14 protein-coding genes and 1 riboswitch are annotated in these 16,375 nt (G+C 72.3%); of the genes, 11 read left to right on the forward strand and 3 right to left on the reverse strand.

Going from position 1 to position 16,375, the window contains the following annotated elements; translation table 11 throughout:
* Positions 1-114: 114 nt before the first annotated feature.
* From ABZ567_RS15200 to ABZ567_RS15215, 4 genes are all read left to right on the forward strand, one after another.
* Positions 115-1,473: a pitrilysin family protein gene (locus ABZ567_RS15200; RefSeq protein ID WP_360789062.1), complete on the forward strand. Its 1,359-nt coding sequence runs from the start codon at positions 115-117 to the stop codon at positions 1,471-1,473.
* On the forward strand, positions 1,470-2,867 hold the full coding sequence (locus tag ABZ567_RS15205) for a pitrilysin family protein (protein ID WP_360789065.1): 1,398 nt from the start codon (positions 1,470-1,472) through the stop codon (positions 2,865-2,867). Before ABZ567_RS15200 ends, ABZ567_RS15205 begins: the two co-directional genes overlap by 4 nt.
* Before the next feature lie 240 nt (positions 2,868-3,107).
* A riboswitch (cyclic di-AMP (ydaO/yuaA leader) is annotated at positions 3,108-3,273 on the forward strand.
* 12 nt (positions 3,274-3,285) lie between these two features.
* Positions 3,286-4,056 carry a M23 family metallopeptidase gene (locus tag ABZ567_RS15210; protein WP_360789068.1) on the forward strand — a complete coding sequence of 257 codons (771 nt, stop codon included), beginning with the start codon at positions 3,286-3,288 and terminating at the stop codon, positions 4,054-4,056.
* 250 nt (positions 4,057-4,306) lie between these two features.
* Positions 4,307-4,990, forward strand: a complete 684-nt coding sequence (locus tag ABZ567_RS15215) for a GntR family transcriptional regulator (RefSeq protein WP_360789070.1) — start codon at positions 4,307-4,309, stop codon at positions 4,988-4,990.
* 142 nt (positions 4,991-5,132) lie between these two features.
* On the opposite strand, the gene ABZ567_RS15220 is transcribed toward ABZ567_RS15215, so the two are convergent.
* Complete coding sequence (locus ABZ567_RS15220; RefSeq protein WP_030211756.1) at positions 5,133-5,414, reverse strand: HPr family phosphocarrier protein; 282 nt, start codon at positions 5,412-5,414, stop codon at positions 5,133-5,135.
* A 215-nt stretch (positions 5,415-5,629) separates the two neighbouring features.
* On the opposite strand from ABZ567_RS15220, the gene ABZ567_RS15225 reads away from it, so the two are divergent.
* The 4 genes from ABZ567_RS15225 (at position 5,630) to ABZ567_RS15240 (ending at position 11,373) form a co-directional block, all read left to right on the forward strand.
* A complete protein-coding gene (locus tag ABZ567_RS15225; protein WP_360789073.1) occupies positions 5,630-8,827 on the forward strand; it encodes a GNAT family N-acetyltransferase in 3,198 nt (1,065 codons plus the stop codon).
* Positions 8,828-8,858: 31 nt separating this feature from the next.
* Positions 8,859-9,455: a DUF5998 family protein gene (locus ABZ567_RS15230; RefSeq protein ID WP_360789076.1), complete on the forward strand. Its 597-nt coding sequence runs from the start codon at positions 8,859-8,861 to the stop codon at positions 9,453-9,455.
* Complete coding sequence (locus ABZ567_RS15235) at positions 9,455-10,660, forward strand: nucleotide pyrophosphatase/phosphodiesterase family protein (RefSeq protein WP_360789079.1); 1,206 nt, start codon at positions 9,455-9,457, stop codon at positions 10,658-10,660. Before ABZ567_RS15230 ends, ABZ567_RS15235 begins: the two co-directional genes overlap by 1 nt.
* 62 nt (positions 10,661-10,722) lie before the next feature.
* Positions 10,723-11,373: a thymidine kinase gene (locus ABZ567_RS15240; protein WP_360789081.1), complete on the forward strand. Its 651-nt coding sequence runs from the start codon at positions 10,723-10,725 to the stop codon at positions 11,371-11,373.
* Between the two features lie 113 nt (positions 11,374-11,486).
* On the opposite strand, the gene ABZ567_RS15245 is transcribed toward ABZ567_RS15240, so the two are convergent.
* The gene (locus ABZ567_RS15245; RefSeq protein WP_360789084.1) at positions 11,487-12,674 is read right to left on the reverse strand and encodes a helix-turn-helix domain-containing protein; all 1,188 of its coding nucleotides are present in this window, start codon (positions 12,672-12,674) and stop codon (positions 11,487-11,489) included.
* Between the two features lie 86 nt (positions 12,675-12,760).
* Entirely contained in the window at positions 12,761-12,943 is a 183-nt protein-coding gene (locus ABZ567_RS15250; protein ID WP_360789087.1) for a hypothetical protein, read from the reverse strand.
* Positions 12,944-13,182: 239 nt separating this feature from the next.
* Between ABZ567_RS15250 and ABZ567_RS15255 the strand changes: the two genes are divergently transcribed.
* The 3 genes from ABZ567_RS15255 (at position 13,183) to ABZ567_RS15265 (ending at position 16,363) form a co-directional block, all read left to right on the forward strand.
* Complete coding sequence (locus tag ABZ567_RS15255; RefSeq protein ID WP_360789090.1) at positions 13,183-14,139, forward strand: DUF3068 domain-containing protein; 957 nt, start codon at positions 13,183-13,185, stop codon at positions 14,137-14,139.
* 255 nt (positions 14,140-14,394) lie between these two features.
* Positions 14,395-15,621, forward strand: a complete 1,227-nt coding sequence (locus ABZ567_RS15260) for a glycosyltransferase family 4 protein (RefSeq protein ID WP_360789093.1) — start codon at positions 14,395-14,397, stop codon at positions 15,619-15,621.
* A 64-nt stretch (positions 15,622-15,685) separates the two neighbouring features.
* Positions 15,686-16,363 (forward strand): class I SAM-dependent methyltransferase, encoded by a 678-nt coding sequence (locus ABZ567_RS15265; protein ID WP_360789837.1) that lies wholly within the window; start codon positions 15,686-15,688, stop codon positions 16,361-16,363.
* Positions 16,364-16,375 lie beyond the last annotated feature (12 nt).

Genomic DNA, 16,375 nt, shown 5'->3' on the forward strand with positions numbered 1-16,375 from the left:
ACGCCGACCGCGACCCGGAAGAGGGACTTCTCGAAGGGACGGGAACTTCGTCAGGTGTCGGCGCGCTTGCATACAGTGGCAGGACCTTTTCACATCGCGATCGAAGGGACGTACATGCCCATGGGTCACACGGCCACGGCCGAGGCCGGCTCCGGCGGCCTCACAGCGACCGAGCACCGGTTGGCGAACGGCCTGCGCGTGGTGCTCTCGGAGGACCACCTGACCCCGGTCGCCGCGGTCTGCCTCTGGTACGACGTCGGCTCACGGCACGAGGTCCCGGGCCGCACGGGCCTCGCCCACCTCTTCGAGCACCTGATGTTCCAGGGCTCGAAGCAGGTCCACGGCAACGGGCACTTCGAGCTGGTGCAGGGTGCGGGCGGCTCGCTCAACGGCACGACGAGCTTCGAGCGCACCAACTACTTCGAGACCATGCCCACGCACCAGCTGGAGCTCGCTCTCTGGTTGGAGGCCGACCGCATGGGCTCGCTGCTCGCCGCCCTGGACGACGAGTCCATGGAGAACCAGCGGGACGTCGTCAAGAACGAGCGCCGCCAGCGCTACGACAACGTGCCGTACGGCACGGCGTTCGAGAAGCTGACCGCCCTCGCCTACCCGGAGGGCCACCCCTACCACCACACGCCGATCGGCTCCATGGCCGACCTGGACGCGGCCACCCTGGAGGACGCGCGGAACTTCTTCCGCACGTACTACGCCCCGAACAACGCGGTGCTGTCGATCGTCGGCGACATCGACCCGGAGGAGACCCTCGCCTGGGTCGAGAAGTACTTCGGCTCCATCCCCGGCCACGACGGCAAGCCCGAACCGCGCTCCGGCGACCTGCCCGAGGTCATCGGCGAGCAGCTGCGCGAGGTCGTCGAGGAGGAGGTCCCGGCCCGCGCGCTGATGGCCGCCTACCGGCTGCCCCACGACGGCACGCGCGAGTGCGACGCCGCCGACCTGGCCCTGACGGTGCTCGGCGGTGGCGAGTCGTCCCGTCTGCACAACCGTCTGGTCCGCCGCGACCGTACGGCCGTCGCCGCCGGCTTCGGCCTGCTGCGGCTCGCCGGAGCGCCATCGCTCGGCTGGCTGGACGTCAAGACCTCCGGGGGCGTCGAGGTCCCCCAGATCGAGGCGGCCGTCGACGAGGAGCTCGCCCGGTTCGCCGCCGAGGGCCCCACGCCGGAGGAGATGGAGCGCGCGCAGGCCCAGTTGGAGCGCGAATGGCTCGACCGCCTCGGCACCGTCGCCGGCCGTGCCGACGAACTGTGCCGTTACGCCGTGCTGTTCGGCGACCCGCAGCTCGCCCTCACGGCCGTCGACCGGGTCCTGGACATCACCGCGGACGAGGTGCGGGCGGCCGCCGCGGCCGCGCTGCGCCCCGACAACCGCGCGGTGCTCGTCTACGAGCCCCTGGCGACCGGGCAGAGCGACCACGCCGACGGCGATGACGACGCAGAGGGAGCGGACCAGTGACCGACGCAGCCGTGTCCTTGACGAGCATGGACTTCCACCCCCAGCCGACGCCCGGCGTCGCCAGGCCCTGGGCCTTCCCCGCCCCGGACCGCGGCAAGCTGGACAACGGCCTGACGCTGCTGACCAGCCACCGCCCCGGCCAGCAGGTCGTGGCCGTGGAGCTCTTCCTGCCGGCCCCGCTGGACGCCGAGCCCGCCGGTCTCGACGGTGTCGCCACCATCATGGCCCGCGCGCTCTCCGAGGGAACCGACCGGCGCAGCGCCGAGGAGTTCGCGGCCGAGCTGGAGCGCTGCGGCGCCACGCTCGACGCGCACGCCGACCACCCGGGCGTACGGGTCTCCCTGGAGGTCCCCGTCTCCCGGCTGCCCAAGGCCCTCGCGCTGCTCTCCGAGGCCCTGATCGCCCCGGCGTTCCTGGACACCGAGATCGAGCGCCTGGTGCGCAACCGTCTCGACGAGATCCCGCACGAGACGGCCAGTCCCGCCCGTCGCGCCGCCAAGCAGCTCTCCAAGGAGCTCTTCCCGGCCGAGTCGCGGATGTCCCGGCCGCGCCAGGGCACCGAGGAGACCGTCGAGGCGATCGACGCGGCCGCGGTCCGCGCCTTCTACGAGGCGTACGTCCGGCCCGCCACGGCCACCGCCGTGGTCGTCGGCGACCTGACCGGCGTCGACCTGGACAAGGTCCTCGCCGAGACCCTGGGCGCCTGGACCGGCGAGCCGGCCGAACCGCTCCCGATGCCGCCGATCACCGCCGACGACACCGGACGGGTCGTCATCGTGGACCGACCCGGCGCCGTCCAGACCCAGTTGCTGATCGGCCGCATCGGTCCCGACCGGCACGACCGCGTCTGGTCGGCCCAGGTCCTGGGCACGTACTGCCTCGGCGGCACCCTCACCTCGCGACTCGACCGGGTGCTGCGCGAGGAGAAGGGCTACACCTACGGGGTGCGCGCCTTCGCGCAGGTGCTCCGCTCCGACAGTCAGGGGAACGGAGCCGCGATGCTCGCCATCAGCGGTTCCGTCGACACGCCCAACACGGGCCCGGCGCTCGACGACCTGTGGAAGGTGCTGCGGACGCTGGCCGCCGAGGGCCTGACCGACGCCGAGCGCGAGACGGCCGTGCAGAACCTGGTCGGGGTCGCCCCGCTCAAGTACGAGACGGCCGCCTCGGTCGCCGGGACGCTCGCCGACCAGGTCGAGCAGCACCTTCCGGACGACTACCAGGCCCAGTTGTACGCGCGCCTGGCCGAGACGGGCACGGTCGAGGCGACAGCGGCCGTGGTCAGCGCCTTCCCGGTGGACCGGCTCGTCACGGTGCTCGTGGGTGACGCGGCGCAGATCGCGGACCCGGTGCGCGCGCTGGGCATCGGTGAAGTCACCGTCGTGACGGGCTGATTCCGGCTCCCGGCCCCTGTCCGGACCGGTTCCGACCGGCTCCTGAGAAAAGGGGCACGGGGAGGGCTCCGACGAACGATGTCGTCGGAGCCCTCCCCTTTGTCCGTATTGGCAGCAAGGGTGATCGTTTGCTCTGTGGCATGTCTTACAAACAGGCCGGTCCGGTTGGTGATTGAAAGACGATCCGCATAGCGTCGGTGCGTCTGTTCGGCAGTTGCACCCGCCGCACCCGCGGCAACCGGACAGTCATCGCCGAGTCCCCGTCAGGCGCGAGCCTGGGGAGCCGGGGACCCACACGTAGTCCCTGGGGTGAATCGGGCGCCTTCGTCTCGTACGGAGGGGCTCGTAGGAGACCTTCCTGCTCCGAACCCGTCAGCTAACCCGGTAGGCGAGAGGGAAGGAAAGGATCAGCCACTACATGGCGTTCACCCGTGCCACCGGGAAGCATCGTGGTTCGAGCCGGATGGCGCGCCGCAGCCTGGGCTTCGCCGGCGCCGCGACACTCGCCACCACCGGCGTCATCGGAACCCTCGCCTCCCCGGCACTCGCCGCCGACGCGGACAACCGCTCCGTCGAGGACACCGGGCTCACCAAGGTGATCACCGAGGACTCCCTCGTGGACCGGATCAACGCCCAGGCCGCCGCCCAGGAGCAGGAGGCCTTCGAGGCCGCCGCGAAGGCGAAGGCCGAAGCCGAGGCGAAGCGCAAGGCGGAGGCCCGCGCAAAGGAGATCCGTGAGGCGGAGGAGCGCGCCGCCCGTGAGGCCGAGCGCCGCCGTCTGAACTCCTTCCAGCTCCCCGTCGCCGGCTCGTACGTGTCCACCGGTTACCAGACCGGCGGCTCGCTCTGGTCCTCCGGGAGCCACTCCGGCGTCGACTTCCACGCCGGCTACGGCAGCAGCGTCGTCTCCGTCGGCTCCGGGACCGTCGTCGAGGCCGGCTGGGGCGGCGCGTACGGCAACAACATCGTCATCCGGATGAACGACGGCACGTACACCCAGTACGGTCACCTCTCCTCCATCGGCGTCTACGTCGGCCAGAGCGTCGAACCGGGCCAGCAGATAGGCATCTCCGGCTCGACCGGCAACTCGACCGGCCCGCACCTGCACTTCGAGGCGCGTACGAGCTCCGAGTACGGCTCCGACATCAACCCGGTCGCCTACCTCCGGGCCCGAGGCGTCAGCGTCTGACGCACGGCGCCGCCGCGCCCCCGTCACCGCACCCCGTACCCCCCCGACCGCACCGCGGCCCCCCGAGGGCCGGTCCGCGTCGCGTCGCAAAAGCCCCGGCTCGTGCTGAGCCGGGGCTTTTCGTCGGTCAAAAGGCTTCCATATTCCGCTGGGGCATCGGAAATTCCGGCGCGCTGCAATAGAGTCGCAGATCGGGCGCAGAACAGGCGCCTCAAGAATTGTCTCGCGCAGACCAAGGCGGAGGTCGGACATGCGCATTCCCGCGCACTCGGTATGCACGGCGATCCGGGACGACATCGTCTCCGGCGTCTTCGAGCGGGGCAGCCGGCTGACCGAGGAACAGCTCGCCCGTCGGTACGGGGTCTCCCGGGTCCCGGTCCGCGAGGCCCTGCGCACCTTGGAGTCCGAGGGCTTCGTCGTCACCCGACGCCATGCGGGCGCGCATGTCGCCGAGCCCACCGAGCAGGAGGCGGCCGACCTGCTCGACATGCGGGCGCTGCTCGAACCCCTGGGCGCCGCACGAGCCGCCCAGCGGCGCACCGAGGCCCACCTCAAGGTGCTGCGGGGCCTGGTCAGGCTGGGGCAGGAGCGGGCCAGGCGCGGCCAGGGCGAGGATCTGCGCTCGCTCGGCGGCTGGTTCCACGAGACGCTGGCGCAGGCCTCCGGCAGCCCGGCCCTCACGGCGCTGCTGACCCAGCTGCGCCACAAGATCGCCTGGATGTACGCGGTCGAGGAGCCCGCGCAGCCGGTGGAGGCCTGGGCCGAGCGCGGCGCGATCGTGGACGCCCTCGCGCGCGGTGACGCCGAGCGGGCGCGGGCGCTGACCGCGCTGCACGCGGAGCGCTCGCAGCCGCTGCACCGCCTCAAAAGGCCGACGCGCGGCCGTGTGAGGGTTTCGCAACATGTCGTCAACACGGCGAGCGCCCGGACTTAACGCGCACACCGTATACAAAGAATGCGAATTCGGCGGGCTGGTCCCGTGCTGCCCGAAGTCGCTCGGGGGGAAATGTAAAAGGCCGTGGCCGCCGGAATTCCGGCAGCCACGGCCTTTCGCCGTACGAGAAGGTCGACCCGGCTCAGACGGTCTCGGGGAGCTCGTCGAGACCCTCGGCGACCAGCTTCGCCAGACGGTCCAGAGCGGCCTCGGCGCCCTCGGCCTCCGAAGCGAGGACGATCTCCTCGCCCCCCTGCGCGCCCAGGCCGAGCACCGCGAGCATGGAGGCGGCGTTCACCGGGGTGCCGTCGGACTTGGCGATCGTCACCGGAACGCCGGAAGCCGTGGCGGCACGGACGAAGATGGACGCGGGGCGGGCGTGCAGGCCCTCGGCCCAGCCGACGTTGACGCGGCGCTCAGCCATGGTGTTGCCCTTCAAGTCTTAGCGGTTGTCTAGACCAGTCTCTCACGGGACGCCCGGTGCTCCACGCCGACCTCCGGCCCGGATCGGACCGCCTTCCGGCCCGCTCCTGCCGCGCCCGGCGTGCTGCCACCTTGCACGGCGTGCCCCTACCTTGCACGGCGCACACCCTCCGCGCGAGCGGTGCCACGGCCGTGTCGCGGCCGTAGGCTGGCCCCATGCAGAGCGCGTCGGAGCAGTCGGAAGCGGCCGAACACCCGGCACCACAGGCGCGTCCTGAACCACCGGACCACGACTACCCCGACCACTGGGAAGCGGACGTGGTGCTCCGCGACGGCGGCACCGCGCGCATCAGGCCCATCACCACCGACGACGCCGACCGCCTCGTCAGCTTCTACGAGCAGGTCTCGGACGAGTCGAAGTACTACCGCTTCTTCGCCCCCTACCCGCGGCTCTCCGCCAAGGACGTCCACCGCTTCACCCATCACGACTTCGTGGACCGGGTCGGGCTCGCGGCGACGGTGGGCGGCGAGTTCATCGCCACCGTGCGCTACGACCGCATCGACGACCGCGGACTGCCCGCCTCCGCGCCGGCCGACGAGGCCGAGGTCGCCTTCCTCGTGCAGGACGCCCATCAGGGACGCGGTGTCGCCTCCGCCCTGCTCGAACACATCGCGGCGGTCGCGCGCGAACGGAACATCCGGCGCTTCGCCGCCGAGGTCCTGCCCGCCAACACCAAGATGATCAAGGTCTTCACGGACGCGGGCTACACCCAGAAGCGCAGCTTCGAGGACGGCTCCGTCCGGCTCCATCTCGACCTCGAACCCACCGACCGGTCCCTCGCCGTCCAGCGCGCACGGGAGCAGCGGGCCGAGGCACGCTCCGTACAGCGCCTCCTCACCCCCCGGTCCGTCGCCGTCGTCGGAGCCGGGCGCGCCCCCGGCGGCGTCGGCCGCACCGTCCTCCGCAACCTCCTCGGAGCCGACTTCACCGGACGCGTGTACGCGGTCAACGCCGCGCTCCCCTCCGGCGAGGCGTCGGAGCTCGACGGTGTCCTCGCCTACCCGTCCGTCGGCGCCATCGGGGAACCCGTCGACCTCGCGATCGTCGCGGTCCCCGCCGAACGGGTGCCGGAGGCCGTCGCGGACTGCGGCGAGCACGGCGTACGGGGCCTGGTCGTCCTCTCCGCCGGATACGCGGAGAGCGGGGCGGACGGCCGCGAACGGCAGCGGCAGCTCGTACGGCAGGCACGCTCCTACGGGATGCGGATCATCGGCCCCAACGCCTTCGGGATCATCACCACCGCGGACGACGTCCGGCTCAACGCCTCCCTCGCACCGCAGATGCCGGCCGCGGGGCGCATCGGGCTCTTCACCCAGTCCGGCGCGATCGGCATCGCCCTCCTCGCCGGACTGCACCGGCGGGGGGCGGGTCTCTCCTCCTTCATCTCGGCGGGCAACCGCGCCGACGTCTCCGGCAACGACTTCCTCCAGCACTGGTACGACGACCCCGGAACCGACGTCGTCCTCCTCTATCTGGAGTCGATCGGCAACCCCCGCAAGTTCACCCGGCTGGCCCGTCGCACCGCCGCCGTCAAGCCGGTCGTCGTCGTCAAGGGCGCCCGGCACAGCGGCAGCGCCCCGCCCGGCCACCGGGTGCCCGTCACCCGCATCCCGCACGCCACGGTCTCCGCTCTGCTCCGCCAGGCCGGGGTCATCCGCGTCGACACCGTCACCGAGCTCGTCGACGCCGGTCTGCTCCTGGCCGCCCAGCCCCTTCCCGCCGGGCCCCGGGTCGCGATCCTCGGCAACTCCGAGTCCCTCGGCCTCCTCACGTACGACGCCTGCCTGACGGAGGGACTGCGCCCGCTGCGGCCGCTGGACCTGACGACGGCGGCGGATCCGGCGGACTTCCGGGACGCGCTGGCGGCGGCGCTCGCGGACGAGACCTCCGACGCGGTCGTCGTGAACGCGATCCCCTGGGTCGGCGAGAACGGGGCCACCGAGTTCGGCGACGGCGAGGTCCTCGCGGCCTCCCTCCGCGAGGCCGTCGCCTCGGCTCCGACCCCGACGAAGCCGGTCGTCGTCGTCCACGTCGAGATGGGCGGCCTCGCGGAGGCCCTCGCGATCGCGACGAGCACGCGACCGACGGCGGCCGGGAGGGGCCGGGGCGGGGGTACGGGTACGGCCCTGGGTACGGGTACGGGAGCCGGGCCCCGGCTCGGACCGCCGGCCCAGGCCGACCCACCGACGCCGGCCGACGGCCGACCGGGAACGCCGATCGGGTCCGGACTCGGAGCCCCGGCCGAGCCCGGACCCGGAACCTCGGCCGATGCCCTGCCCGGCGCCCCGGCCGACGGCCGACCGGGCACGCCGATCGGGTCCGCACCTGGAGCCTCGGCCGATTCCCGGGTCGCATACCCGGCCGGTTCCCCGTCCGGCACCGGACCCGGACCCGGCGCCGGCGCCGGACCCGTCCCCGGGTCGTCGGAGGAGCCAGCCGGCACCCCCGGCGCCGCGGGCATCGCCGCCACCACCATCCCCGCCTACCCCGCCGCCGAGCGGGCCGTGCGGGCGTTGGCCGAGGCCGTGCGGTACGGGCAGTGGCGGCGGCAGGCCGCCGAGCCCGGGCGGGTGCCCGAGTACGAGGACATCGACGAGGCCGGGGCCGCCGCGCTCATCGAGCGGGTGCTCGGCGGCGGCGAGGAGGCCGACCCCCGTGGTGTGACGCTCGGCACCGAGCAGGCCGGGGAACTGCTCGCGCGGTACGGGATCGCCGTCCTGCCGACCCTGCCCGCGCCCACGCCCGACGCCGCCGTCGCGGCCGCCGCCCGGCTGGGCTACCCGGTCGCCCTCAAGACGACCGCGCCGCACCTCCGCCACCGCCCCGACCTCGGCGGCGTACGGCTCGACCTGGCGACCGAGGAGCAGCTGCGCACGGCGTACGCCGAGCTGACCGAGGTCCTCGGCAAGCCCGAGGAGCTCCAGCCCGTCGTGCAGGCCATGGTGCCCCGGGGCGTCGACACGGTCGTCCGGTCCGCCATCGACCCGGCCGTCGGCGCCGTCCTCTCCTTCGGCCTCGCGGGCGCGCCGTCCGAACTGCTCGGCGACACGACCCACCGACTGGTCCCGGCCACGGACCGGGACGTCGCCGAACTCGTCCGGTCCCTCCGCACCGCCCCGCTGCTGTTCGGCTGGCGCGGCTCTGCCCCCGTCGACACCCCGGCCCTCGAGGAGGTCCTGCTCCGGGTCTCCCGGCTCGTCGACGACCATCCCGAGGTCGTCGCCGTCTCCCTGGAGCCGGTGGTCGTGGCACCGCGCGGGCTCTCCGTCCTCGGCGCCACCGTCCGACTGGCCCCGCCGCCGCCCCGAACCGACCTCGGCCCGCGCAGCCTGCCGAGCTACGGAACGGCCTGAGGGGCCCCCACCGCCCCGTAGGATGGAGTCCATGGCGAAGACCGGTACGACGACCCAGGGGCTGCGCGCGGCGATCGAGCGCAGCGGCTACTACCCGGCCCTCGTGGCCGAGGCGGTGGAGGCCGCTGTCGGCGGCGAGGCCGTCGCGTCGTACGTGGTGCACCAGGAGACCACCTTCGACGCGAACGAGGTCCGGCGCCATGTCACCGTCCTCGTCCTGACGCCGCACCGTTTCATCGTCAGCCACACCGACGAGCAGGCCGCCGACACCAGCTCCCCGACCCCGTACGCCACGACGTCCACCGAGTCCGTGAAGCTCGACCGGATCTCGTCCGTCGTCGTCAGCCGCGTGGTCGCCAACCCGGAGTCGTACACGCCGGGCACCCTTCCCCGCGAAGTCGTCCTCACCATCGGCTGGGGTGCCGTCTCCCGGATCGATCTGGAGCCCGCCGCCTGCGGCGACTCCAACTGTGACGCCGACCACGGCTACACCGGGAACGCCACCGCCGACGACCTCAGCCTGCGCGTGAGCGAGGCCGGGGACGGCCCGGACACCGTCCGGCAGACCCTCATCTTCGCCCAGGCCCTCTCCGAAGCCATCGCGGCCACCGCCGCCCCCACCCGCTGATGGTGCAGCCCGCCGCCGTGAACCACGGCTGGCCCGACGATCCCGTTCCGCTCGCCCCGGAGACCGCGCCGGTCCCCGAGTACACCTCCGGCTCCCTCGGCGACCTGCTGCCGACGCTCGTCGCCGGCCAGGGAGTGCCCGGTTTCACCTCCCGGATCGCGGAGTTGGCCCCGGCCGACCGGAACTGCCTCTTCCTGATCGACGGGCTCGGCTGGGAGCAGATCAAGGCCCACCCGGACGAGGCGCCCTATCTGACCTCGCTCCTCGGCTCCTCGCGCGGCGGCACGGGCCGCCCGGTCACCGCCGGTTTCCCCGCGACCACGGCGACCTCGCTGGCCTCCGTCGGCACCGGCCGCTATCCCGGTACGCACGGCCTGCCCGGCTACACCGTGCGCAACCCGGCGACCGGCGAGCTGATGAACCAGCTGCGCTGGAAGCCGTGGACCGCTCCGCACGTCTGGCAGCCGTACCCGACCGTCTTCCAGCTCGCGCACGACGCCGGGGTCCACACCGCCCAGGTGTCCTCCCCGATCTTCGAGCAGACCCCGCTCACCAAGGTCGCGCTCAGCGGCGGAACGTTTCACGGGCGACTCTCCGGCGAGGAGCGCATGGACTTCTCCGCCGAGCAGCTCGCCGCCGGCGACCGCTCGCTGGTCTACACGTACTACAGCGAACTCGACGGCGCCGGACACCGCTTCGGTGTCGACTCCGACGCCTGGCGCGGCCAGCTCATGTTCGTCGACCGGCTCGTGCAGCGGCTCGCCGAGCAGCTGCCGCCCCGCTCCGCCCTGTACGTCACGGCGGACCACGGCATGGTCGACATCCCCTTCGACGAGCAGCACCGCATCGACTTCGACGAGGACTGGGAGCTGCGCGCGGGTGTCGCCCTCCTGGGCGGCGAGGGCCGGGCCCGTCACGTCTACGCCGTGCCCGGCGCCGAGGCGGACGTCCTCACCTGCTGGCGCGAGGTGATCGGCGAGCAGTTCTGGGTGGCGAGCCGCGACGAGGCCGTCTCCCTCGGCTGGTTCGGCGACGAGATCGACGAGCGGGTGTACGGCCGGATCGGCGACGTCGTCGCCGCGGCCCACGACGACGTGGCGATCACCGCCTCCGTCAACGAGCCGCACGAGTCCGCGATGGTCGGCATGCACGGGTCGATGACCCCCGCGGAGCAGCTCGTCCCGCTGCTCGAAGTCCGTTCCTGAGCACCGCGCCCCGCCTCCCCGTCCCTTCCCCCCTCCCACGACCTGAAAGGTCCCGACCCGTCATGCCCGAGCTGGTCTTCTTCTCCGGAACCATGGATTGCGGGAAGAGCACCCTGGCCCTCCAGATCGCCCACAACCGCGATGCGCGGGGGCTTCAGGGCGTGATCTTTACGCGTGACGACCGGGCGGGCGAGGGCAAGCTGTCGTCCCGGCTCGGCCTGGTGACGGAAGCGGTCGAGGCGCCCCAGGGCATGGACCTGTACGCGTACCTGGTCGCCCAGTTCTCGCAGGGCGGCAAGGCGGACTACGTGATCGTCGACGAGGCGCAGTTCCTCGCCCCGGACCAGATCGACCAGCTCGCGCGGGTCGTCGACGACCTGGGTCTCGACGTCTTCGCCTTCGGCATCACCACCGACTTCCGGACCAGGCTCTTCCCGGGCTCGCAGCGCCTGATCGAACTGGCGGACCGGATCGAGCAGCTCCAGGTCGAGGCGCTGTGCTGGTGCGGGGCGCGGGCCACGCACAACGCGCGTACGGTCGGCGGCGAGATGGTCGTCGAGGGCGAGCAGGTCGTCGTCGGTGATGTGCGCCGCCCGGTCGAGGAGGTCGGCTACGAGGTGCTGTGCCGCCGTCACCACCGCAAGCGGATGACCTCCGCCGCCGCCCACGCGGGCGCCCTGTCCCCGGACGTCCTGCCCGTCAACCACGCCTGACAGCGCCGAGGTGCCGACGGGCGCCCACGCGCCGGGTGCCTCCTCACCTTGCGCGGTGCGCTGACGCCGTGAGGCACGAGATGTCGTGCGGTACGTCGGCGCCCCCTCCGGGGTCAGTCGGGCGGGGGGCCGAGCTCTCCGCGCAGCCGCCGGGTGCGAAGCGCCAGTTCCAGTTCGAAGCGGCGGTCCGGGTCGTCCAGGTCGTCGCCCCACAACTCGCGGAGCTGCCTCAGCCGGTAGCGCACGGTCTGCGGGTGTACCCCGAGCAGGGCGGCCACCTCGGGGGCGCCACCGCGCGTCTCCAGCCAGGCCAGCAGGGTCTCGGCGAGTCGGTGGGCGTGCGCCGGGCCGCCGGCCTCGTCGAGACGTGCCAGCCGCCGCCGCGCGAGATCGTCGATCAGCTCACCCGCGGGCAGCAGCACCAGGGCTTCGACGTGCTCGCCACAGTGCAGGAGCCGCCCCGGCGGCAGCAGACCCTGCTCGATCATCTGGACGGCGGCCTCGGCCCAACGCAGTGACGTGGCGGCTTCCGCCAGGGGGACCGACGGGCCGATCGCCCCGGACCAGCCGGCCAGTGTCCGGTGCAGCAACTCCGTGCGCCCGGGGGCGTCCGGGTCCGGTACGACCAGGCGCGGCTGCGTGCCCTCCATGTCGAGCAGCATCTCCTCGCCGACGGCAGGGGCGACGGCCTCCTGGGCAGGGCGGAGCAGTACCGCCACCGCCACCTTCCCGGGCAGCTGCCAGCCCAGGTCGGCCGCGCGGTCGGCGAGCAGGGCGGACGGGTCGGAGCGGTGCTCGGTGAGCAGGAGATCGACGAGGAGCCGTTGCAGGCGCAGCCGTTCCCCGGCCTGGCGGGCGACGGCCTCGGCGTAGCCGCGTACCGACTGGGCGACCATGACGTCGAGGTACTCGAACGCGGACTCGGCGAGTTCGTACATGGCCGAGGGTGGGATGTCGACCTGCTGGCCGATCTCCGCCATACGCCGCCAGGAGAGGCGTACGCCCAGCCGGTAGATCCCCTGCAAGGAGTCCAGGCTGCGCCCTTGCGAGACCTCGCCGCGCCCGAAGTCCCGGAACAGTTCCGGGAGGGTGCGCGGCCGGGCCGACCCCGTGGCCATCTGTTCCACGAAGAGCTCCAGCGCGTGCCGGATCGCCACCAGGGCCTTCGGCTCTCCGGACTCGTCGGGGAGCAGCACCAGGCCCGGATACTCCTGCCGGATCGCGGCGAGGATGTCCTGGGCCAGTTCGGGGACCTGCTCCAGGGCACGGTCGGCGAACTGCTGGATCCGTTCTCGTGGCACGTCGTGCCACGCTGACGACGCTTCCACCGCACCGCTCCTGGGTGTCCGGTCCCTACGCGTTCGGGCTGTGGGCTGCATCTTCCAACCTAGCCCGCGCCGGATCCCGCTGTGCTGGACGTGCCGTCCGTGGGCGGTTCGGGGAACGTGACGAGCGGCACATTCTGCTGCTCGGGTGTGGCGGCGAGAGCGGTGACGATTCCGTAGGCGGCGCCGGTGGCCAGGAGGGCGGAGGCAGCGCAGGTCAGGAAGGCGGCGAGCAGTCTGGACATGAGGATGATCGGCCTCTCGTTGATCGAGGTCTGTCACCCAGCGCACCGGCCCGGTCCGGCGCGGCCAGTATGAGAGGCGCATTGACAGATGGTCAAGGGCAGCCTAATTTCGCGGTCCACAGTCACTGTTACTGCCGGGTATCCCTTCTTGCCCCCGGACAGGCTGCACCCCGTGTGTGTGCCCCCTTCCCACACGGCCCACGAGCCCCCGCACGTCGCGCCCGTATCGGAGTACCCACATGCGTCGTTCAATATCGCCTTTGTCCCTGATTCTGCTGGGTGTCGGAGTCTTCCTGCTGGTGTTCACCCAGCTGCTGGTCTGGTACGTGGAACCGCGCGCCAAGCGCACACCGACCGACGTGGACTCCACGACGGTCTTCACCGGGCCGGGCAGCTACTTCGACACCGGGTCCGTCTCCACGGTGGAAGGCCGGACGATCACCATCACCCGCCGGGTGCTGGGGGACGTCGCGGCAGGTGAGCGCAGCGGAAACGCCATCTGGGACGTGTCGACACAGATCGACTCGCCGAAGACGCTCGCGCTGGGCGACCCGCGCAGATCCCTGCAGTGGACCACCGAGCGCTGGGTGACCGACCGCCGGACGAACCTGCCGGTGCACTGCTGTGACGAGAAGCCCGCGTTCGAGGGCGAGGCCTACCTGAAGTTCCCGTTCGACGTGGAGAAGCGCGCCTACTCCTGGTGGGACAGCACCCTCGGTGCCACCGTGCCGCTGGAGTTCCAGGAGGTCACCAGGGTCGGCGGACGCCAGGGCTACCGCTTCGCCGGCAGTGTCAAGGCCACTCCGACCGGTACCCGGCTGGTGCCCGGCGTGCTGGTGGGCAGCTCGAAGCCGGGCCAGGTGCTGGCGGAGGAGTGGTACTCCAACGCGCGGATCGAGCTGACCGTGGACCAGCGCACGGGGCGGATCATGAACGCGCTGATCGCGCCGAAGAAGACGCTGCGGGCCCCGGGGTCACCGAAGGACGCGGTCACCCTGCTGGCCAGCGAGGGGCTGGAGTTCACCGAGGAGACCCGGCGTGAGCAGGTCGAGCTGGCCTCCGCGGACAGCGACCGGCTGAAGCTGCTCGGCGAGACCGCCCCCATCGTGGGCGGCCTCGTGGGAGGCCTGCTGGCCGTCGGCGGTACCGCACTGCTGATCCGCGGCTCCCGGCGGGCCGACGACTCAACGGAGTGAGGAAAACGGGGGCGCCCAAAGTCCCGAAATTGTCATCCGGGTGAGTAGCGGGAACGAATCCCTGAACGAAGACTGATGTTACCCCGCGGTAGGGCCAATGTTTCCGCCCGATTCGACTGCCCCCGGCAGCCCACCACCGCAGCACCCGCAGTACCCGAAACACCCCCAGTACGAGCCAGCCCAGCGCTTCATCCCCGGAAGCCCGGCACACCCTCATGCGTATCCCACCCGCAGCCGCCGAGTTGGAGCACCTCTATGCCCCAGCGCTCGTCCGCTCTGGCCCCGGGCCAGAAGGACTCCCGTTCCGTCCCCGCGCACATCCGTACCGGCAGCCACGTCACCGACGCGCTCGCCCCCGACCCGCACGTCGCGCCCTTCGGGGCGCCCGCGCCGCGTCGGATCACCTTCCTCGCCCGTCGCGACCTGGCCAACGAGGCCGCCGGCGGCTCGGAACTGCTCATCGACCGGATAGCCGGCGGTCTCAGTGCCGCCGGCCACGAGGTCACGCTCGTGTGCGGCGGCCCGGCCGCCGCACGCGACTACCGGGTGGTCTCCGCGGGGGGCGACGCGAGTCACTTCCCGCGTGCCAGGGCGACCTTCGCCCGCGAGGTCGGCACCTGCGACCTGCTGGTCGAGGTGTGCAACGGCATGCCGTACCTGGCGCCGCTGTGGCACCGCGGAGCAACGGTATGCCTGGTCAACCACGTCCACACGGACCTCTGGCAGATGCGCTACCCGGGCCCGGCGGCACGGCTCGGACGCAGGCTGGAGCACTGGGCACTGACCGGCATCCACCGGGACAACCTGATGGTGGCGGTCTCCGAGTCGACCGCCGCCGAGCTGCGCGACATCGGCGTGGCGGCGGACCGCATCCGGATCGTCAACAACGGCGTCGAAGACCCCGGCCCCCTGCTGCCCGAGGCGAAGGAACCGCTGTTCCTCGCCGTCGGCCGACTGGTGGAGTACAAGCGCATCGACCTGCTCCTACGGCTGTGGGAGCGGGTACGTCCCGTCACGGGTGGCCGCCTCGTCATCGTGGGGGACGGCCCCGAACGGGAACGGCTCGAAGCCATGGCCGGTCCCTCCGTGACGTTCGCCGGCCGGGTGTCGGAAGCCGAGAAGCACCGGCTGATGTGCGAGGCGTGGCTGCTGGTCCACCCCTCCCTCGTCGAGGGCTGGGGGCTGGTCGTCACGGAGGCGGCCACGCGGGCCACCCCCGCGATCGGCTTCGACATACCGGGCCTGCGCGACTCCGTCGAGGACGGGGTGACCGGGGTGCTCGCACGGGGCGAGAGTTCGTTCGCCGCCGCGTGGTGCACCCTGTCCCTCAGCACCGAGCGGCGCGCGGCCATGGGGCGCGCCGCGGCGCAGCGCGCCCAGCGCTTCCGCTGGAGCGCGACGGTCCGTCAGTTCCAGGCGGTCGCCGCCGAGGCCGCGGAGCGCGCCGTGACCCTGAGACGCGGCGGGAGCGGCCGTGGCTGAGACCACCGACCGCGGATTCAAGGATCCGTCGCTGAGGCGATCGGCCTGCCTCTTCCGGGCGTTCATGCGCGAACCCCGGGATCCCGAAGGGTGCTACACCCTGCTGGCGCGTGACTCGGTCGCACAGGTGGCGCGCCATGTCGACCTGACCGGCAAGATCGTCGTCGACGTCGGCGGCGGCAGCGGCCACTTCACCGAGGAGTTCCGCCGCCGCGGCGCGCAGAGCTACCTCTTCGAGCCCGACCCGCGGGAGCTGAACGCCCGCGGTCGTACCACCGAGGACGCGGTGCTCGCCGACGGGTATCTGCTGCCGCTCGGCGACGGCGTCGCGGACGTGTGCTTCTCGTCCAACGTGCTGGAGCACGTGTCGGACCCGCAGACGTTCATCAGCGAGATGGCACGGGTCACCCGCCCCGGTGGACTGATCTACCTGTCGTTCACCAACTGGCTCTCGCCCTGGGGAGGCCACGAGACCGCGCCGTGGCACTACCTCGGGGCCGACCGGGCCCGCGCGCGCTACGAACGGCGCACCGGCCGCGCGGCCAAGCACACCCTCGGCGAGAACCTCTTCCCCGTCCACATCGGTCCCACCCTGCGGCACGTCCGCGGTCGCGACGACGTGCAGGTCGTGACAGCGCGGTCCCGTTACTGGCCGTTCCTCGCGAGCACGATCACCCGGGTGCCGGGACTCCGCGAGATCGCCACCTGGAATCTGCTGCTGATTCTCAGGCGAAGCCCATGAGCATGCGAAGCG

Origin of the sequence: Streptomyces sp. NPDC016459 (assembly GCF_040632845.1) — a bacterium.
In the GTDB taxonomy this organism is placed as follows: domain Bacteria; phylum Actinomycetota; class Actinomycetes; order Streptomycetales; family Streptomycetaceae; genus Streptomyces.